17 protein-coding genes are annotated in these 19,844 nt (G+C 51.6%); 15 read left to right on the top strand and 2 right to left on the bottom strand.

Features of this window, described 5'->3' with window-relative positions; translation table 11 throughout:
• Window positions 1–96: 96 nt before the first annotated feature.
• The 5 genes from HC248_RS14530 (at window position 97) to HC248_RS14510 (ending at window position 6,223) form a co-directional block, all read left to right on the top strand.
• Window positions 97–759: a c-type cytochrome gene (locus tag HC248_RS14530; protein ID WP_168923102.1), complete on the top strand. Its 663-nt coding sequence runs from the start codon at window positions 97–99 to the stop codon at window positions 757–759.
• A 146-nt stretch (window positions 760–905) separates the two neighbouring features.
• Complete coding sequence (locus HC248_RS14525; RefSeq protein WP_168923101.1) at window positions 906–3,104, top strand: cytochrome c biogenesis protein ResB; 2,199 nt, start codon at window positions 906–908, stop codon at window positions 3,102–3,104.
• Window positions 3,101–4,492 (top strand): c-type cytochrome biogenesis protein CcsB, encoded by a 1,392-nt coding sequence (gene ccsB / locus HC248_RS14520; protein WP_168923100.1) that lies wholly within the window; start codon window positions 3,101–3,103, stop codon window positions 4,490–4,492. Before HC248_RS14525 ends, ccsB begins: the two co-directional genes overlap by 4 nt.
• Window positions 4,493–4,577: 85 nt before the next feature.
• The gene (msrP, locus tag HC248_RS14515; RefSeq protein WP_168923099.1) at window positions 4,578–5,576 is read left to right on the top strand and encodes a protein-methionine-sulfoxide reductase catalytic subunit MsrP; all 999 of its coding nucleotides are present in this window, start codon (window positions 4,578–4,580) and stop codon (window positions 5,574–5,576) included.
• Window positions 5,576–6,223 (top strand): protein-methionine-sulfoxide reductase heme-binding subunit MsrQ, encoded by a 648-nt coding sequence (locus HC248_RS14510; protein ID WP_168923098.1) that lies wholly within the window; start codon window positions 5,576–5,578, stop codon window positions 6,221–6,223. The genes msrP and HC248_RS14510 overlap by 1 nt, the downstream gene beginning before the upstream one ends.
• A gap of 86 nt (window positions 6,224–6,309) precedes the next feature.
• Here HC248_RS14510 and lysA read toward each other — a convergent pair whose 3' ends face one another.
• Window positions 6,310–7,620 carry a diaminopimelate decarboxylase gene (lysA, locus tag HC248_RS14505; RefSeq protein ID WP_168923097.1) on the bottom strand — a complete coding sequence of 437 codons (1,311 nt, stop codon included), beginning with the start codon at window positions 7,618–7,620 and terminating at the stop codon, window positions 6,310–6,312.
• 254 nt (window positions 7,621–7,874) lie between these two features.
• Here lysA and cyaY point away from each other — a divergent pair, with 254 nt between their 5' ends.
• A complete protein-coding gene (gene cyaY / locus HC248_RS14500) occupies window positions 7,875–8,204 on the top strand; it encodes an iron donor protein CyaY (RefSeq protein ID WP_168923096.1) in 330 nt (109 codons plus the stop codon).
• Between the two features lie 27 nt (window positions 8,205–8,231).
• Here the strand turns inward: cyaY and HC248_RS14495 are convergent, their stop codons facing one another.
• Window positions 8,232–10,658 carry a penicillin-binding protein 1A gene (locus tag HC248_RS14495; RefSeq protein ID WP_168923095.1) on the bottom strand — a complete coding sequence of 809 codons (2,427 nt, stop codon included), beginning with the start codon at window positions 10,656–10,658 and terminating at the stop codon, window positions 8,232–8,234.
• A 336-nt stretch (window positions 10,659–10,994) separates the two neighbouring features.
• Here HC248_RS14495 and HC248_RS14490 point away from each other — a divergent pair, with 336 nt between their 5' ends.
• The 9 genes from HC248_RS14490 (at window position 10,995) to HC248_RS14450 (ending at window position 19,830) form a co-directional block, all read left to right on the top strand.
• Window positions 10,995–12,074: a pilus assembly protein PilM gene (locus tag HC248_RS14490; protein ID WP_168923094.1), complete on the top strand. Its 1,080-nt coding sequence runs from the start codon at window positions 10,995–10,997 to the stop codon at window positions 12,072–12,074.
• Window positions 12,071–12,703, top strand: coding sequence for a PilN domain-containing protein (locus tag HC248_RS14485; RefSeq protein WP_168923093.1), 633 nt, complete (start codon window positions 12,071–12,073; stop codon window positions 12,701–12,703). The genes HC248_RS14490 and HC248_RS14485 overlap by 4 nt, the downstream gene beginning before the upstream one ends.
• 13 nt (window positions 12,704–12,716) lie before the next feature.
• Window positions 12,717–13,388, top strand: coding sequence for a type IV pilus inner membrane component PilO (locus HC248_RS14480; protein WP_168923874.1), 672 nt, complete (start codon window positions 12,717–12,719; stop codon window positions 13,386–13,388).
• The gene (locus tag HC248_RS14475) at window positions 13,385–13,936 is read left to right on the top strand and encodes a pilus assembly protein PilP (RefSeq protein ID WP_168923092.1); all 552 of its coding nucleotides are present in this window, start codon (window positions 13,385–13,387) and stop codon (window positions 13,934–13,936) included. Before HC248_RS14480 ends, HC248_RS14475 begins: the two co-directional genes overlap by 4 nt.
• Entirely contained in the window at window positions 13,933–16,101 is a 2,169-nt protein-coding gene (locus HC248_RS14470) for a type IV pilus secretin PilQ (protein WP_168923091.1), read from the top strand. Before HC248_RS14475 ends, HC248_RS14470 begins: the two co-directional genes overlap by 4 nt.
• Window positions 16,102–16,165: 64 nt before the next feature.
• On the top strand, window positions 16,166–16,687 hold the full coding sequence (locus HC248_RS14465) for a shikimate kinase (RefSeq protein WP_238342644.1): 522 nt from the start codon (window positions 16,166–16,168) through the stop codon (window positions 16,685–16,687).
• A 34-nt stretch (window positions 16,688–16,721) separates the two neighbouring features.
• Complete coding sequence (aroB, locus tag HC248_RS14460; RefSeq protein ID WP_168923090.1) at window positions 16,722–17,837, top strand: 3-dehydroquinate synthase; 1,116 nt, start codon at window positions 16,722–16,724, stop codon at window positions 17,835–17,837.
• 64 nt (window positions 17,838–17,901) lie between these two features.
• The gene (locus HC248_RS14455; protein WP_168923089.1) at window positions 17,902–19,077 is read left to right on the top strand and encodes a deoxyguanosinetriphosphate triphosphohydrolase; all 1,176 of its coding nucleotides are present in this window, start codon (window positions 17,902–17,904) and stop codon (window positions 19,075–19,077) included.
• 54 nt (window positions 19,078–19,131) lie between these two features.
• On the top strand, window positions 19,132–19,830 hold the full coding sequence (locus tag HC248_RS14450) for a transposase (RefSeq protein ID WP_168923088.1): 699 nt from the start codon (window positions 19,132–19,134) through the stop codon (window positions 19,828–19,830).
• The last annotated feature ends 14 nt before the right edge of the window (window positions 19,831–19,844 follow it).

Below are 19,844 nucleotides of genomic sequence, written 5' to 3'. Positions count from 1 at the left end.
TGGACTGTTAGCGCGGCGGAAAACTAGCCACAAGCCATTGTAAAATCAGATACTTATAAGTTTTGTGCGACAACCCCCATTAAAACATTCTCTGATATGAAGCTGTTCCTAATCCCCCTTCTTGCCGCGACCTTGCTGTTGCCCGCTACGTCCTTGTTTGCTGCTGGCGAGGCACATACTGCGCCCGCTGCGACAGAAGCCGCCGCGCCCGCCAAGCCACGCTTGCCGGACTTGGTCAAGGGAGAAGCTAGCTTTAACGCCGTCTGCGTGGCTTGCCACGGCACTGCCGGTAATTCAGCTACGCCGGCCTACCCAAAGCTAGCCCAGCAACACCCCGAGTACTTGGTCAATCAATTAAAAGCCTACAAGTCCGGTGAGCGCAAAAACGCCATCATGGCCGGATTCGCCGCTGGTCTTTCCGAAGACGACATGAAAGACATCGCTTATTGGGTCGCCAGCCAAAAGAGTAAACCCGGTTTTGCTAAAGAAAAGGAACTCGTTAGCCTCGGTGAGCGGATTTACCGTGGCGGTGTGTCTGATCGCCAAATCGCCGCTTGCGCGGGCTGCCACAGTCCAAACGGTGCTGGTATACCTTCGCAATACCCGCGTCTTGCCGGACAGCATGCTGAGTACGTGTCTACGCAGCTCAATGCTTACCGCAACGGTTCGCGTAAAAATGTACAAATGAATATGGTTGCTGCCAAGCTAAATGACCGTGAAATCAGTGCGCTGGCTGATTACGTTGCTGGTTTGCGTTAATTTTTTGTAATAAAAAGCGTCAGCCTAGCGCTGGCGTTGAACCCCAGCCGCGAAACGCAGTCACAACCGAAGCGGGTCTTTCTGACGGAAAGCCCGCTTTTGTTTATTTAGCAGCACCATTTACTCTGACACAGGTTTTCTAACGCATGACTGTTTCTACCAAAGGCATACGGCTTAACTGGGGTTCACGCACTTTGCGAGCGGCGGTCGAGTTGCTCTCGTCCATGCGTTTTTCGATCTCGCTGCTGACCGTGATCTGTATCGCCTCTGTCATAGGCACAGTGCTTAAGCAACAAGAACCACTGGGTAATTACGTTAATCAGTTCGGCCCGTTTTGGGCTGAAGCTTTTGGTTTGGTTAGCCTCAACACCATCTATAGCGCGTGGTGGTTTTTGCTGATACTGACTTTTCTGGTCATCAGTACCAGCCTATGCATTTCACGTAACGCGCCCAAAATACTGCAAGATTTAAACCATCTCAAAGAAAACCTGCGCGAGCAAAGCCTTAAAGCCTTTGGTCATCGCGCCGAAGCTACGCTTGCAGAAACACCAGAAGTCGCCGCGCGCCGTATCGGACAGACCTTGGTGCAAAGTGGTTGGAAGGTCAAGCTTCAGCAACGACAAACTGGGCAGACTGAAACTGCCGGTGGTAGCGACGGTTGGATGGTGGCGGCCAAAAAAGGCTCGGCTAACAAGCTAGGTTACATCGCTGCGCATAGCGCGATTGTGCTTATTTGCATAGGCGGACTGCTGGACGGCGACATGATGGTTAAGGCGCAGATGCTGTTGGGCGGCAAAACCATGTTCACTGGTGGTGGTTTGATTGCTGATGTGCCGGCGCAGCACCGTTTAAGCGAGAACAATCCTACCTTTAGGGCTAATTTGCTGGTGTCCGAAGGCTCCCAATCAGGCACTGCCATCATCAATCAGCCCGGCGGCGTCATGCTTCAAGAGCTGCCGTTTTCCATAGAATTAAAGAAATTCATAGTCGAGTACTACTCCACAGGCATGCCCAAGCTGTTTGCCAGCGAAGTCGTGATTCATGACAAGGAAACCGGTAAGACCACGCCAGCCCGCATTGAGGTCAATCACCCAGCCAATTACAAGGGCGTGGAGATTTACCAATCCAGCTTTGACGATGGGGGCTCTAGCGTCACCTTAAAGGCTGTACCGATTACAGCGGCCAGCAAGTCGTTCGAGATCACTGGCACTATAGGCAGCAGTAGCAACCTGAGCAATGGGCCAGAAAAACTCACCCTCGAATACACCGGCCTGCGTGTGATTAATGTGGAGAACTTTGCCTCATCCAATGTGGGCAACAGTGCCGGTGGTGCGGTCGATGTGCGCAAGGTCGATCTGCATCAGGCGATAGAGTCGCGTTTAGGTGCGGCTAACAAGACTAAGACTCAAAAAGAGCTGCGCAACGTCGGCCCTAGCGTGAGTTATAAGCTGCGCGACGCCTCTGGTCAGGCACGTGAATACAACAACTACATGTTGCCGGTCAAGCTTGATGACACACCCGACAACCCGTCTATGTATCTCTTAGGGATGCGCGAAACCCCGGCTCAGCCTTACCAGTACCTGCGTATACCGGTGGACGCTGAAGGCAGCATGGACAGCTTTTTACATGTTCGCGCCGCTCTGGCCGATCCGGTACAGCGCGAAGCCGCCGTTAAGCGCTATGCGCTGCAAGCCTTGGGTAACGACAGGCCGGAACTCGTCGCCCAGCTCACAGCTTCAGCGTCTAAAGCGATGGCTCTGTTTGCTGGCCCAGCATTGCAAGCAGGTGCGGTCAACGGTGGCAAAAATGTCGCAGGTTTGCAAGCTGTGTCTGACTTTATGCAATCCAATGTGCCCGAGGCTGAGCGCAACCGCGCTGGCGAAGTCTTGATTCGAATCCTCAACGGCGTGCTATTTGACATGGTTCAAACTGGCCGTGCTCAGGCAGGCGTACCACCCATGCCGCCCGATGACAAGACCCAGGCCTTTATGTCACAGCTGGTGCTCAGCCTGTCGGATGCTTACCACTACCCCGCGCCAATGGCTTTTGTGATGACTGACTTCAAGCAGGTGCAGGCTAGCGTGTTTCAAGTTGCACGCGCACCCGGCAAGAAGATTGTTTATTTGGGCTGTGCATTCCTGATTGTCGGAATATTTGCCATGCTTTATGTGCGCGAGCGCCGGGTGTGGGTATGGTTAGCGCCGGGCTCAGGCAGCTCGGATGGGCTGTCAGAGTCAGGTGCGCAAAGTCAGGCCACAATGGCTTTGTCGACCAATCGCAAGACCATGGACGGAGATAAAGAGTTCGAGATGTTGAAAACTAAATTGCTACAGGCACCCGTATGACAACCACGACCACCAATATTTCAGCGGTTAAGACCAGTACGCTGTCGGCCAGCAGTAGTAACGCTGGGCTAAACCTCAATCCGGGTTATTTTGCCAATCGCAGTTTGCTCGATTGGGTGTTTGCTGCGCTGGTTGTGGGCGCCGGACTGTTTGCCTTTATGCGCTACCACGGCTTCATGGACGTTTATGAACAAGGTATTTTGGTTGCCGCAGTGCCGGCTGCGATTGCAATGGGCTGGTTTTGGCGACCGCTTCGCGTGTTGATGCTGGCCGCCGGTGGATTTGCGCTGCTTGGCATAGTCTCTTATGAGGGTAATTTGGCCAATGCGGAGAAGGTGTTTTGGCTTAAGTATTTCCTCTCCAGTCAATCGGCCATTCTGTGGATGAGTGTGCTGTTCTTTATGGGGACGATTTTTTACTGGATGGGTATGTTTTCTAGCCGCGAAGGGGCGAACCACAGCGCCACTTTTGAGTCGCTAGGCAGCAAAATCACTTGGGTTGCCGTGGCCATGGCGCTGATCGGTACCTTGGTGCGGTGGTATGAAAGTTATCTGCTTGGCCCGGATATTGGGCATATACCAGTCAGCAATCTTTATGAAGTATTCGTCTTGTTTTGCTGGATGACAGCAGCTTTCTATTTGTATTTTGAAGACCAATATAAAACCCGCGCGCTGGGTGCTTTTGTGATGCTTGTCGTTAGTGCTGCGGTGGGTTTTCTGCTTTGGTACACCGTGATACGCGATGCGCACGAGATTCAGCCACTTGTACCAGCCCTGAAAAGCTGGTGGATGAAGCTGCATGTGCCGGCCAATTTTATTGGCTATGGCATGTTTGCTTTGGCGGCTATGGTTTCAATGGCTTACTTGATCAAGCAGCAAGCTAGCGAGACACGCTGGTACAAACTCACGCCTTTGTGGCTGCTGGCTGTAGTTTTGTGCTTTGTGCCTATCGTTTTTCGCATTAAGACCCCGGTGGATGCTGGCGGCAGTAATTACTGGCTGGGTTATTTGCTGGTCTCCGGCTTGGTTGCTGCCGCACTGCTGTTAGGGCGAAAACACATAGCTGCGCGCTTGCCGAGTTTTGAAGTGTTGGATGATGTGATGTACAAGTCCATCGCTGTTGGCTTTGCCTTTTTCACAATCGCCACCGTTCTCGGTGCTTTGTGGGCAGCCGAGGCTTGGGGTGGGTACTGGAGCTGGGATCCTAAAGAGACTTGGGCCTTGATTGTTTGGCTAAACTACGCCGCTTGGCTGCACATGCGTCTCATGAAAGGCCTGCGCGGTACTGTGGCGGCTTGGTGGGCCATGGTGGGTCTGGCGGTTACTTCTTTTGCCTTCTTAGGTGTAAATATGTTTCTCTCTGGCTTGCATAGTTACGGAACTCTATGAGTCCGGTTTGAATCTTTATAGGTGTTAGAGACGTATATATAAATATCTAGCGCCATACAATGCAAAACAAGTACAAGGATTCAGCATGCTAATTAAGACCCAGTCCAGTGGATTTGATCACAGCGTACCTAGCGAGATCACGACCCAAGCCGCCTATCAAGGTCGGCGCGATATCATTAAGTTAATGGCTACTGGCGCTGCTGGTGCCGCCATGGCTGGCTGGGCTGGCCGCGAGGCAATGGCGCAAAGCGTCCCTAAACCGGGTAAGCTCGCAACCCTAGCTGGTGCTAAATCACTGGTCGCAGGCGCTGTGACGATGGAAAATATCTCCTCTTACAAAGACGCTACTAGCTACAACAATTATTACGAGTTCGGTACCGATAAGTCTGACCCCGCTCAAAATGCACACACCTTGGTGACTAAACCTTGGTCTGTCGCGATCGAGGGTTTGGTTAAACAACCGCGCAGCTACACGCTTGAAGAGCTACTCAAACTCAGCCCACAGGAAGAGCGTATTTACCGCCTGCGCTGTGTAGAGGGTTGGTCTATGGTGTTGCCATGGGTGGGGTACTCACTGTCTGAGTTGATAAAAAAAGTAGAACCGCTGAGCAGCGCCAAATACGTAGAGTTCGTCACACTGGCTGATCCTAAAACCATGCCTTTTGTCGGCTCGCGTGTGCTGGACTGGCCTTATGTCGAGGGTTTGCGCATGGATGAAGCGTTGCACCCATTGGCGCTATTGACTTTTGGTATGTACGGCGAAGTCTTACCGAATCAAAACGGCGCGCCTGTGCGCATGGTTCTGCCTTGGAAGTACGGCTTTAAAAGCGGTAAATCAATTGTCAAAATTCGTTTTACCGACAAGCAACCAGGTACGGCCTGGAATAAAGCGGCTAAGCAAGAGTACGGTTTCTTTTCTAACGTGAATCCGTTGGTAGACCATCCGCGTTGGAGTCAGGCCACCGAACGTCGCATAGGCGAAGATGGTTTGTTCACGAAAAAGCGCAAAACTTTGATGTTTAATGGCTATGAAGCCCAGGTTGGGCAGCTTTATGCCGGCATGGACTTAAAGAAAAATTTCTGATGCTTTCCCGGCATAAATTGTTGCTGCATGGGGCATCAAAACCGGTGGTTTTTTTGCTCTGCTTGCTGCCTTTTTTCTGGTTGTTCTTCGGTGCGCTCACCGACCAGCTAGGCGTCAATCCAGCGGAGACCTTGATACGCGCGACGGGTGACTGGACGCTGCGCTTTATCTGCATTGTGCTGCTGGTTACGCCTTTGCGTGTGATCAGCAAGACACCAACTCTGGCACGCTTTCGTCGAATGTTGGGCTTGTTCACTTACTTTTATGTGGTGATTCACTTGCTTAGTTATTCCTGGTTGGACAGGGGTTTTGACGTGCCGGAGATCGTCAAAGACATCATCAAGCGGCCATTCATTTTGGTTGGTTTTTTATCTTTTTTGTTGCTCACGCCATTGGCCTTGACTTCATTTAATAAGGCCATCAAAACCATGGGCGCTAAGCGTTGGCAGCTTTTGCACAAGCTTGTCTATGTTATTTCTGGATTGGGTTTGCTGCATTTTTTCTGGATGCGTGCGGGCAAGAACAATTTTGCCGAAGTGTTTGTGTATGCCGGTATTGTGGCTTTGCTTTTGGGCTGGCGTTTATGGCAGTTTGTGAAGAAGAAACGGCTGTCGAGTGTTTCCGCGGGTGCAGCCAGTTTGATCTAAAAACTTCACTGCAGTAGCCGTCAATTGCAACGCCATGCGGTTTACGTAATGTACGGCTACAGCTTCAAGAAAATCTAATGACGGCCTTAGCCGCCTAATGCTTGCAACTCGTTGCGCATCTGGTCCTTCACCGATTCGCGCTGACGAATTAAATTAACCTTGCCGCCATCAACCAAAACTTCAGCGGCGCGGCCACGTGTGTTGTAGTTGCTGGCCATGCTCATGCAATAGGCCCCGGCCGATAACACTGCTAGGCAGTCACCGGGAGCCACGGCTAAAGCACGCTCGCGACCAATCCAGTCACCACTCTCGCAAATCGGGCCAACCACATCGTAAGTCTGGGTGGTGCGGCCCCTATCAGCGGTGTTCAGGGGCACTATGGCGTGAAAGGCTTGGTATAGAGAAGGCCGTGGCAAGTCGTTCATAGCTGCGTCTATGATGCAGAAATTTTTCTCCTCGCCGGGCTTGGTGTAGAGCACTTCGGTCACGCAAACGCCAGCATTGCCGATGAGTGAGCGGCCTGGCTCAATCATGATTTTTCTCTCGCCATAGCCGCGCTCGTCTAGCTTGGCAAGCAGCAACGCCCACAATGCATCCGCTGCTGGCGGCTCATCATTGTTGTAGTTAATGCCTAGACCACCACCAAAATCAATGTGTTCAATCGCTATGCCGGCCGCCTCAATCGCAGCGACCAAGTCAAGCATGCGATCCATCGCGTCTAGATAAGGCCTGGAGTCAGTAATTTGTGAGCCGATATGGCAATCAATGCCGACTACCTTTAGTCCTTTGAGCGACGCCGCGTGGCGGTAAATGCGCAGTGCGTCCTCGTGGGCTACGCCAAACTTATTGTCTTTTAGGCCAGTGGAAATGTAGGGATGGGTTTTAGGGTCTACGTTTGGGTTCACGCGAATGCTGATAGGTGCAACCATATGCAAGCCCAGCGCTTGCTCAGACAGCACGTCGAGTTCAGCTTCGCTCTCGACGTTAAAGCAGCCTATGCCTGCTTTAAGCGCTTGACGCATCTCGGCGGGTGTTTTTCCGACGCCAGAAAAAATTACCTTGCGCGCATCGCCACCTGCGGCCAGCACGCGTTCAAGCTCGCCGCCAGAGACGATGTCAAAGCCGCAGCCGGCGTTGGCAAATACTTGCAGCACACCTAACGTGGAATTGGCCTTCATGGCATAGCAAATTTGCGCTTGCCGACCTTCAAAGCCACGCTGGTATGCTGCCAACGCAGACAGCATAGCGGCCTTGGAATAGACGAACAGCGGCGTGCCGTATTGAGTTGCCAGCGCTTGTAGCGAGACCTCCTCGACAAATAGGGCATGGCCTTGATAGGCGATAAAGGGTTGGCCGGGCAGGCTGCTAGGCGTCGTGTGATCGGTAGTCTGTGTCATTGGGGTGCTGATGCGGCGATGGATGGTTGCGTTATGGCGATTGGTGTGGCGCTACTGGCTTTGCTCGTCGGCAAAGTTGTAATTGCGGTGGCTGTTGCGGGGGGTAAAACGGGTAGAAACAGAGGACCGGTTTGACCGCAACCGACAAGGCTGCACAATCCGATCAGACTCGCCAGAGCAACAAGCCCTTGGCGGAGAGGGGCTGACGGCTGACAGCCTAAAATTTGTATTGAAAAAACCATAACGGGATTGTAATGAACGAGCTTGAATATATTGACCATGCGGAAGCGGCCCTTAAAGCCGTTGAATTAGCCTGCGACCGCATCAACGATGAGTCTGATGTCGACCTCGACAATCAGCGCACTGGCGGCATGATCACACTGAGCTTTGCTAACGGCAGCCAAATCATCATTAACCTGCAAAAGCCACTGCAGGAAATTTGGATGGCAGCTAGGGCTGGCGGTTTTCACTATAAATTTTCTGGCACTCAGTGGCTCGATACCAAAACCCATTTAGAATTTTTCGCTGATCTGTCCCGCTACGCCAGTGTGCAAGCCGGCCAACCACTGGTTTTTAGTGCTTGACTTGGCGCCTTGCTGCTGGTTAAACGCTTAATTCTTAAATAAGTCCAGAATCCGCTTTTTCTCATCCGCCGGCGGCAGTATCGTGATCGGCACCGCCCCTGAGGCTGTACCCGATGCTGCTGGTGTTGCGCCGCCATTACCCGTCATTCCTAAGCTGCTCACACTAGAACCTTTGGCGTATTCGTCGTAATACCATTCGTTGCTCACGTTGAGAAGACCTTCGGGAACTGGTAACTCGGTGACAGGTACGCCTTTTAGCGCATAAGCCATGAAGTCAATCCAGATTGGCAAGCTTAGGCCGCCACCGGTTTCGTGGTCGCCCAAATTTTTCGGCGTGTCGTAACCCATCCAAACAGCTGCGGCCAAGTTTGGCTGGAAGCCGACAAACCAAGTGTCAATCGCGTCGTTTGTCGTACCGGTCTTGCCATAGATGTCGGTTCGCTTAAGGATGGCTTGCGCTTTGGCTGCTGTGCCCGCGCGCGCCACGTCTTGCAGCATGCTGGACATCACATAGGCGTTGCGCGCGGGAATACCGCGAACGGTCTCGTCTAGCGCTGGGGCTGAGGTCTCTAGCAAGACCTTGCCTTTTTGGTCCGTAATGCGGGTAACAAGATAGGGGTTGACTCGGTAGCCACCATTGGCAAACACCGAATAGGCCGAGACCATTTGCATTGGGTTAACTGAGCCTGCGCCTAAGGCCATGGTCAGATATGCCGGATGTTTTGCAGCCTCAAAGCCGAAGTGCGTGGCCCACTGCTGACCGTAGGGCGCGCCTATGGCCTGCAGTATGCGTATGGAGACCATATTCTTGGATTTTTTCAACGCATTACGCATGCTCATTGGGCCATCAAACTTGCCGTCGTAATTCTTCGGCTCCCAAGGCTGACCACCGGTTACGCTAGCGTCGAAAAACAGCGGTGCATCGTTAATCACTGTCGCTGGCGTGAAACCTTTTTCCAGTGCTGCGGAGTATATAAAAGGTTTGAAGCTCGAACCGGGCTGGCGCCAGGCTTGGGTGACGTGGTTAAACTTATTTTTCTCGAAATCAAAGCCACCAACTAGCGCGCGTATCGCACCGCTGCGCGGGTCCATCGCTACGAAAGCACCTTCAACTTCGGGTAACTGGGTTATTTCCCATTTGCCTTCGGGTGTTTTTGCTGCGCGTATCAGTGCACCACGACGAATTTTAATGTTTGGCGCGGCCGTTTCTGCCAAACCGGACTGCGCCGGTTTGAGTCCTTCGCCAGTAATTTCAATGCTCTCGCTGTTACGCCGCATCGCCAATATGCGCTTGGGGGAGGCTTCTAGTACGACGGCTGACACCACATCACCGTTGTCACGGTTCTCGTTCAATGCCTCGTCGATATCGTCCTCGGCTTCCTGTGGATCGGCAGAAATATCTATGAATTTTTCGGGGCCACGATAAATCTGACGCCGCTCGTAACCCATGATTCCCTTACGCAAGGCTTTATAAGCCATGGTTTGATCACCTGCATTTAGCGTTGTGTAGACGTTCAAGCCGCGCGTGTAGGTTTGGTCGCCGTACTGGTTGTAGACCATTTGCCGCACCATCTCAGCGACGTATTCTGCATGCACGCGGCCTTCATCAGGCCCGCTTTTGACAATAATTTCTTGAGCTTTTGCTGCCACGGCTTGCTCGGCTGTGATGAAACCATTTTCCTGCATGCGCTCGATGATGTAGAGCTGGCGTATCCGTGCGCGCTTGTAATTGGCGATAGGGTTGTAGGTTGAGGGTGCTTTGGGCAGACCTGCCAACATGGCCGCTTCTGCAATAGACAAGCTCTGCAAGGGCTTGCCGAAATAGGTCTCGCTAGCGGCCGCAAAACCGTAGGCCCGATTGCCCAGATAAATCTGATTCAGGTAGATCTCGAGAATTTGATTCTTACTCAAAAGGTGTTCGAGTTTGAAGGTCAGCAATATTTCGTAAATTTTGCGGGTGTAGCTTTTCTCGCTTGATAGGTAAACGTTGCGCGCAACTTGCATGGTGATGGTTGATGCACCTTGGCTTTTGGCATGCCCAAAGTTGGCAAGTCCTGCGCGTATCACGCCCAGGTAGTCAACCCCCCCGTGTTGGAAAAATCGCGCGTCTTCGATCGCTAACACCGCATCTTTCATGACTTGCGGTATTTCTTTGATGGGAGTGAACCGCCGCCTTTCCTCGCCAAATTCACCTATCACCACACCGTCTGCCGAAAAAACCCGCATCGGCAGCTTGGGCCGATAGTCCGACAACTCAGAAATGTCCGGTAAGTTAGGGTAGGCCACCGCCAATGCCATTGCTAGCACCATGAGTCCGCTCAGCATGGCGGCTGCGCTCAAGCCTGCGCCCCACAAAAATAGCTTGGCAAGCATGCGCAGTGCGGGGGATTTATTCGCGGGTGTGATTTTTTTTGGCTTTTCGGGCGGTGCAGTAGGAGGTGATTTAGAAGACATAGATGTAATTTAACTGGAGAACGCTAGGTCAATTATAAAAAACTGTGCCGAGTTGTCTCGACGGCTTGGTAAGCAGGCATTTCAGCGCGGACACAGTTGCGCGCAGTCCGTGTCTTTTTCCATCATTTTTCGGACTTTAGTAAACAAATTTAAAATAAATAAAGCAAACAAAATAACTATTTATGTATAAATAGGAGACGGAAAATGTCTTGTTTTGACGACAAACTTAACAATTTGGACAGAAAAAAGACTAACTCTGTAATGGTCTTGCTGATAGTATTAAAGTGATTTCTTAAGCAAGCAAGGCTACTTATTAGCCATGATTTGGGGACGGTCTTGATCGCATTAGGGTCCTTATTTAAACGCCAAGAGCCGGCTTTACTCGGTCTTGATATCAGCTCATCAAGTGTCAAGCTGGTTGAGCTGAGTCGGGATAAATCCGGCAAACTCACACTCGAGCATTGCGCCATTGAGCCTTTAGAGCGTGGCTGGATAACAGATGGTAACGTCGAAAATTTTGATGAGGTTGCCGAAGCCGTACGCCGGGTAGTCAAAAAAAGCGGTACCCACACCAAGCATGTCGCTATGGCCTTGCCGGCCTCAGCGGTCATTACCAAAAAAATCATACTGCCTGGCGGTCTTAGCGAGGCTGAGCTTGAAATTCAGGTGGAGTCCGAAGCCAATCAGTACATACCGTTTTCACTTGACGAGGTCAGTCTAGATTTCTGCGTGCTTGGCCCAAGCGCCATGTCGGTCGGGGATGTTGAGGTGTTGATTGCAGCCTCGCGTAAGGAAAAAGTGCAGGATCGGCAAGGATTGGCAGAAGCTGCTGGCCTCAAACCAGTCGTGATTGACGTTGAATCTTATGCCTCTCGCTTAGCAACGGCGCGTTTAATAGAGGGTTTTTCTGACGGTGGTCGAGATACTTTAGTCGCGTTGTTTGAAATCGGCGCGCTAACCACTAGCATGCAGGTGATTAAAAACGGCGATGTTCTTTATGAGCGTGATCAAGCCTTTGGCGGCGCCCAGCTGACGCAACTCATAGTGCGGCAATATGGGTTTTCGCCCGAAGAGGCGGAAATCAAAAAACGCAGTGGAGAGCTGCCTGAGGACTACAGTACCAGCGTATTAAAGCCTTTCGTCGATACGCTGGCGCAGGAAATTAGTCGTGCGCTGCAATTCTTTTTTACCAGCACGCCGCACAATAATATTGACTATGTGATGCTCGCTGGCGGCTCTTCAGCGCTGCCCGGATTAACCGCCGCAGTGACCCTGCAAACCGCCTTTGCCTGCCTCACGGCTGATCCTTTTGACGGCATGACTATTGGTAACAATGTCAAAGACAAGAAAATGCGCCGCGAGGCGGCTTCTTATCTGACCTCTTGCGGCCTTGCGATGCGGAGGTTTTTACAGTGATTCTCGTTAACTTGTTGCCCCATCGCGAGCTTGCACGAAAACGTAGGCGTGAGTTTTTTTATTTATCACTGGGTATTTCTGTGCTTCTTGGTGGTCTGGTTTGTGGCGTTGTTTATTCGGGATATCAGTCCCAAATCTATGCCCAGCAGACAAGAAATACGTACTTGAAAAATGCGATTGCCAAGCTTGAAAGTGAGATCAAAGACATTGCTGGATTGCAGCAGGAAATCGCCGCTTTACGTGCACGGCAGACAGCCGTTGAAGACTTGCAGGGCAATCGTAATTTGCCGGTTTACCTGCTCACTGAACTGGTCAAGCAATTACCAGATGGTGTCTATATCAATAGCATGCGCCAAGAAAATCAGACTGTTACCTTGACTGGCGTAGCGCAGTCCAACGAGCGGGTCTCAGAGTTACTCCGCAATTTGGCTAACAACAGCCTTTGGTTGACGCGACCAGAGTTGATAGAAATTACTTCTTCTTCGATAAGTTTGAATGCGCGTGAGCAACGTCGAGTTTCGAATTTCTCCATGCGGGTCGCTTTGAAAAAATCCAGTGACCAAACCACTGCACCGGTTAATGCGGGTGCTCCCGCTGCACAGACTGGCGCTGCGACTACAAAGCCTTAAATCAGAACTGAGCATGGTAAAAAATAACAAACTAACTATAGATTTTGCGAGCCTGCAAGGCGCGCTCTTAGGCCAGTTTCGCGGGCTAGATTCAACTAATCCCGCTGCTTGGCCGGCTTTTCCGCGCTATTTGCTGTGTCTGGCTCTGATGGTTTTAGTCGTCACTGGATTATGGTTTTTTTGGCTCAGCGATGCTGCGGATGAGTTAACTCAAGAAAGTACCAGGGAATCAGTCTTGCGCGAGGACTTTAAAAAGAAACTGGGTAAAGCGGCCAATCTTGAGGCGCTGAAAAAACAACGCGAACAGGTAAAGCAGTATGTGATTCAGTTGGAAAAGCAGTTGCCTAGTAAGGCGGAAATGGATGCCTTGCTGTCCGATATCAATCAGGCCGGATTAGGCAGAAGTTTGCAGTTCGAGCTGTTTAGGCCCGGTCAGGTCAGCGTAAAAGAATATTACGCAGAGCTGCCTATCGCATTACGCGTTACTGGCCGCTACCATGATTTGGGCGCGTTTGCTTCTGATATCGCCAACTTATCGCGCATTGTCACACTCAATAGTTTGAATCTATTGCCAGGTCAAGATGGAAGTTTGACCATGGACGCCACGGCTAAAACCTATCGCTATCTCGACCAAGAAGAAATTATTCAGCAGCGTAAAAATGCAGGTCCAGGAGATAAAAAATGAGCCTGTCTAGACCTCTATTTACCGTCGCTGCGGGCCTGATTTTGCTGGCTATGACGGCCTGTGGCGCATCTCGTGATGAGGCCTTGCAGGTCTGGATGGCTGAGCAGCGCAGTCAAAACAAGGCCAAGGTAGAAGTCTTGCCAGAGCCGACAAAGTTTTTACCACAGGCATACACCTCGGACAGTTTGCTCGAGCCTTTTAGCAAACAAAAGTTAGCCCAAGCCCTTAAGCGTGATGCGAATCAAACCATTGCCAATGCTGCGCTGATCGCGCCTGAGCTGTCTAGGCGCAAGGAGCCACTTGAATCCTTTCCCTTGGACGCAGTGGTTATGGTGGGCAGCCTGATTAAGGTCGGCCAGCCGGTTGCGTTGGTGCGGGTTGATAACTTACTTTACCAAGTAAAGCAGGGTAATTATTTAGGTCAGAATTTTGGCCGCGTGACCAAGGTGTCTGAGACCAGCTTGGCCTTGCGAGAGATAGTGCAAGACGCCGCAGGCGAGTGGATTGAGCGTGCCGCGTCATTACAGCTTCAAGAGGGATCAAAATGATTAAAAAGGTCAGTCAGTTGGTGTTGGTTGCGCAGTGGCGCTGCAAGCGAATTTTGGCGGACCTACCCTCATGGGCCGCCGTTTTATCTGCAATTTTTTTCACTTTGTTCGTCTCGAGCGCGCAAGCACAAACGAGCAACACCATACTATCTATTGACGCTTCAATACAGGCTGGTGTAGAAGTTCTGCGCGTTAATCTGGATCAACCGCTCACTGCCTTGCCGACTGGTTTTAGTATTCAATCTCCGGCGCGTATTGCGCTGGACTTCCCGGGTGTGGCCAATGCTATAGGTCGTTCGGTATTGGAGTTAAGTTTGGGTAACTTGCGAACGGCTAATGTGATTCAGGTGGGTAATAGAAGTCGGTTGGTGCTTAATTTGAAGTCACCTGCAGCGTACCGCACTGAGATACAAGGCAAGTCTTTAATTATCACTATTGATACTCTGATTGCGGTAGCGCCTACAGCTGTTGCTACGCCCGTCTTTGCGGAAAATAGTAATCGTGAAACGCTGCCGCTAAAGGACCTCGATTTCAGACGCGGTATCGATGGCGCGGGTCGCGTAGTGGTTGATCTAGCCAACAATCAGGTTGGTGTTGATATAAGGCAGCAGGGTAAAATCTTGGTAGTGGAATTTTTGAAAACTTCGCTGCCTGAAGGCTTGCGCAGGCGGCTGGATGTGTCCGACTTCGGCACACCAATACAGCTAGTTACGGCCTCGCAGTCGGGTGACAAAGTTCGTATAGTCATAGAGCCCAGCGGTAATTGGGAACACAGTGCTTACCAAAGTGATAACCAGTTTGTGGTCGAAGTACGAACGCAAAAAATCGATCCGAATAAGCTGACGCAAGGTATTGGTTACAACGGCGAGAAGCTCTCGCTGAATTTTCAAAATATCGAAATTCGTTCCTTGTTGGCTGTTATCGCTGACTTTACAAAGTTTAATATCGTGACCTCTGATACGGTCACCGGTTCGGTCACTTTGCGTTTGCAAGACGTACCCTGGGATCAGGCTCTTGATATTATTTTGCAGGCCAAGGGGCTGGGGCGACGCCAAACAGGCAACGTCTTGCTAATTGCACCTAAGGATGAGCTTGCCAATAAGGAAAAGCTCGAACTGGAGTCTCGAGTTGCGCTGCAAGGGTTGGAGCCTTTGCGCACGCAATCTTTCCAGCTTAACTATGCAAAAGCAGCCGATGTTGCCAGCCAGATCACTGCTAGTGGGGCCGCTGGTGCAAGTCGTATTTTGAGTACGCGCGGCAGTGTAATTTCTGAGCCACGTACCAATCAGCTGTTTGTTAGCGACATAGCCACCAAGCTGGAGCAGGTTCAGCAACTCATTGCCAAAGTCGATGTGGCGGTACGCCAAGTTTTAATAGAGGCGCGCATTGTTGAGGCCTCTGACACCTTTGGTCGCTCACTTGGTGTGCGTCTGGGCGCTAGTGGCCCGGGTACAGGTGCTGGGGGTTTGCTTGGCAGCGGTAACCGTGTTGCCGTCGGCGGCAGCTACAGTGCTTTGACCAATACCACTGGTGAGAGAACTAGCACTGCGCTGGATAACATCAACACCAACTTCGTTAATTTGCCTGCTTTGGGCGTGGGCGGCTACAACCCTGCAACTTTTGCGATTTCACTGTTCAGCTCATCCGCTGCGCGTTTCCTTAATCTTGAGCTGTCGGCGTTAGAGGCCGACGGTAAAGGCAAGTTGGTCTCTAGCCCACGCATAGTTACTGCCGACCAGACCAAGGCTTTAATTGAGCAGGGTACTGAGTTCCCCTACCAGCAGGCAACTTCAAGTGGTGCTACATCGGTTGCTTTTCGTAAAGCTAATTTGAAGCTAGAGGTCACGCCGCAAATAACCCCTGAAGGCGGCATTATTTTGGATTTGGATATCAACAAAGACAGTCGTGGTGAGACTACCGCAGCAGGTGTGGCCATTGACACCAAACATATCAAGACCAATGTCTTGGTAGAAAACGGCGGTACGGTTGTGATTGGCGGTATTTTTACTTTAGAAGAAAGCGACAACGAAACCAAGGTACCATTTCTGGGTGATTTACCGGGTGTCGGACTTTTATTTAAAAGTAAATCCCGTAACACCCGTAAAACAGAGCTTTTAGTGTTCATCACACCCAAAGTAATTGCCGAAAAATCGACAAGTCGCTGATCCATGCAACTTAAATATATTCAACTATCCGAATGCAGACATTTATTGAGCCAGGCAGGTTTTTTTGATCAGTCTTATAGGTCTTCCCGGCTCTGGAAAGTCAACTGTCGGGCGTCAACTCGCTAGGCGTTTAGGTCTTTCTTTTGTGGACTCTGACCAAGTGATAGAGCAGCAACTAGGCTGCACCATACGCGACTATTTCGAACGCGAAGGTGAGCTAAGTTTTCGGGATGTCGAACAATCCGTGTTGGATCAACTGACTTTAGGCCCGCCTGTTGTTCTGGCGACTGGCGGCGGCTCAGTGCTCAGATTGCAGAATCGATTGCATCTGCGAGAGCGTAGCCGAGTGGTTTATCTGAGTTCCTCGCCAGATGAGCTGTTTCGTCGTCTCAAAAATGATTTGAGTCGCCCCCTGCTGCAAGTCGCGGATCCGCTAAAGCGCTTGCGCGAGCTTTTTGAAATCCGTGATCCGCTCTATATTGAGACGGCACATTTCGTCATACAAACCGGCCGGCCCTCGGTTGCCACGCTGGTCAACATGATTAGCATGCAGTTAGAGCTCTCAGGCATCTACCCGGTGGCCTAAACTGGCCATTGCAAAGCCTCTACACTTGCTAACCATGCAAGCAAACACTCTGACTGCGCAATCGCAGGTACACATTAATTTGGCCGAGCGCAGCTATGCCATTCACATATCCCGCGGTATTTTGGGTGACCCGGCCAGCTACCAAGGTCTGCCGCAAGCTAGTTGCGCGCTTATCGTCTCTAACACCACAGTCGCGCCGCTGTATGCAGCCCAGCTGCAAGCAGCACTAAAACCCCATTTTCCAAAGATCTTGTTGGTCACACTGCCTGACGGTGAAGTGTATAAAAACTGGCAGACTTTGCAGTTGATTTTTGATGTGCTCTTGGAAAACGCCTGCGACCGTAAGACGGTGTTGTTCGCCCTAGGCGGTGGCGTGGTGGGCGATATGACTGGTTTTGCTGCTGCCAGCTATATGCGTGGCGTGCCTTTTGTGCAAGTTCCAACCACCTTGCTAGCTCAGGTCGACTCATCCGTAGGCGGCAAGACTGCGATTAATCACCCTCTTGGCAAAAACATGATTGGCGCTTTTTATCAGCCGCTGCGGGTGCTGTGTGATCTTGATGTTCTCAAGACTTTGCCGCCCCGCGAATTGAGTGCTGGGCTGGCGGAAATTATTAAGTACGGCCCCATAGCTGACATGGAGTTTTTCGCTTGGATAGAGACCAATCTTGATGCTCTGCTGGCCGGCGATGCCGCGGCACTGGCTCACGCGATACGTCGTAGTTGTGAGATCAAAGCCTGGGTTGTGGGTCAAGACGAACGCGAATCTGGCCTACGCGCCATTTTAAATTTTGGCCATACCTTTGGCCACGCCATAGAGTCCGGCCTCGGCTACGGTGAATGGTTGCATGGAGAGGGCGTTGGCTGCGGCATGGTCATGGCAGCCCATCTCTCCGAGCGTCTGGGTCTGATTGACATGGCCTTGGTCGAGCGTATTACTCGCTTGAGCGAGCGGGCCGGTTTGCCGGTGCGTGGCCCAGTACTTGACCCAGTAGATAACGCTGGCCGTTATCTAGAGCTGATGCAGGTGGATAAAAAAGCCGAGGCGGGTGAGATCCGCTTTGTACTGATTGATAAGCCCGGCAGCGCCGTGATGCGTGCCGTGCCAGAGGCTATGGTGCGTTCAGTTATCGACGCTTGCTGCGCTTGATGGCTGAGATTGCTTGTGTTGCTGGTTGCGCTTTGGCTGCCCAGGGCCGTTTAAAAGAAGTTTTATGAGCCTGCAAGCCTACGCCTGCGATGCGGCTAATTCACGCGGACGGCGGATTGCTGAAGTGGCGGCACCCACGCGTTCTGATTTTCAGCGGGACAAAGACCGCATCGTTCACTCCACAGCTTTTCGTCGGCTGGTTTATAAGACGCAGGTTTTTTTAAACCATGAGGGCGATTTATTTCGCACCCGACTGACACATTCGCTTGAAGTCGCTCAGTTAGGTCGATCAATTGCGCGTACTTTGGGCTTAAATGAAGATTTGGTTGAAGCTGTTGCGCTGGCACACGATCTGGGGCATACGCCCTTCGGACACGCCGGCCAAGATGCGCTGAACGCTTGTTTAAAGGCGCACAGTCCAGACAGCTCAGGTTTTGAACATAATCTGCAAAGCTTGCGCGTAGTCGACTCGCTGGAGGAGCGCTATCCCTTGTTTGATGGCCTTAACCTGAGCTACGAGACTCGCGAGGGCATACTCAAACACTGCTCGGCGCGCAATGCCAGACATATTGAGGCGCGTGAGCCCGGCGGCGTTGCTAGGCGTTTTATCGACAGCGGTCCAGGCCGCTGGCAGCAACCGTGTCTCGAAGCCCAACTCGCCAATCTGGCCGATGAAATCGCCTACAACGCACATGATATTGACGACGGTGTGCGCTCTGGACTGCTCACACTCGATCAGCTCCAAGAAGTGCCCTTGTTTCATCATTTTTGTCAGCAGGCACTGAGTAGTCATCCAACGCTCAAGGGCAGGCGACTGCTGTTTGAGACTATTCGGCTCATGCTTAGCGCTCAGGTTTATGACGTGATGCAAGCCAGTGGCCAAGCTTTGGCGCTGGCCGCACCTAGTAGCGTCGAAGCGGTGCGCCAGCACGGACCGCTGATTAGTTTTACGTCAGACATGGCTTTGCAGTCCGCCGAACTTAAGCGATTTTTGTTTCGTAATCTCTATCGCCATCCGCAGGTCGTGCAAACCACCGAGGCAGCTCAAGTGATGGTGCGCGAGCTGTTCGCAGTCTATATGTCGGACCCAGCGCAGATGCCGCAAGCCCACATCGACAGATTCGATGGCATGGACAATAGCTTTAAGCCAGACGCCAAGCCCGAGCGTGTAGTGGCTGATTACATCGCCGGCATGACAGACCGTTTCGCGACCCGAGAGCATGCGCGTTTGAAAAGCTAATCGGGTTTGTTGCTCATTGCGCGTATCGATATTTGATTTTTAAAAGTATCCACAATGGCCCGCCTACCTCGACTGACACTGCCCGGTTACCCTCATCACCTGATTCAGCGTGGCAACAACCGCCAGGCTATTTTTGCATCCGCTGCAGATTATCAATATTTGCTTAGTTTGCTGTTCGAGAACGCTAAAAAGTTTGATGTGGCGGTGCACGCTTATGTGTTGATGGAAAACCATTTCCATTTGCTCGCTACGCCAGACAGTGAGAACGGTATTTCTCGACTAATGCAGGCCGTGGGCCGCAGCTATGTGCGCTACTTCAACGATTTGCATAGCCGCAGCGGCTCTTTGTGGGAAGGCCGTTATCGCTCCACCTTGATAGAGGCAGATCAATATCTGCTGCTGTGCATGGCGTATTTAGACCTTAACCCGGTACGCGCCGGCAAGGTCGCTCAAGCTCAAGATTACGCTTGGTCTAGTTACGGCCACTATGCGGGTTTGCACAGCGACAAGTTGGTCACGCCCCATTCCTTGATCTGGACTCTGGGTAACACCCCTTTTGCACGTGAAGCGGCTTACGCCGAACGGGTGCGCATCGGTGTGAATTCTCATCAGCAACTTGCGCTGACCGAGTCCGCACTCAATGGTTGGGCCTTAGGGGGTGAAAATTTTGTGGCTGAGCTGCAAAAAAATACCCCTCGCCGTGTACAAAAATCCGCTGCAGGGCGTCCTTTTAGTAAGGTTAAGCCAGAGTGAAAAAGCGTGAGACC

It is taken from the genome of Polaromonas vacuolata (genome assembly GCF_012584515.1).
Classification (GTDB): Bacteria; Pseudomonadota; Gammaproteobacteria; order Burkholderiales; family Burkholderiaceae_C; genus Polaromonas; species Polaromonas vacuolata.
Note: the sequence above shows the minus strand (reverse complement) of the source record. Positions and strands in the feature narration are given on the sequence as shown.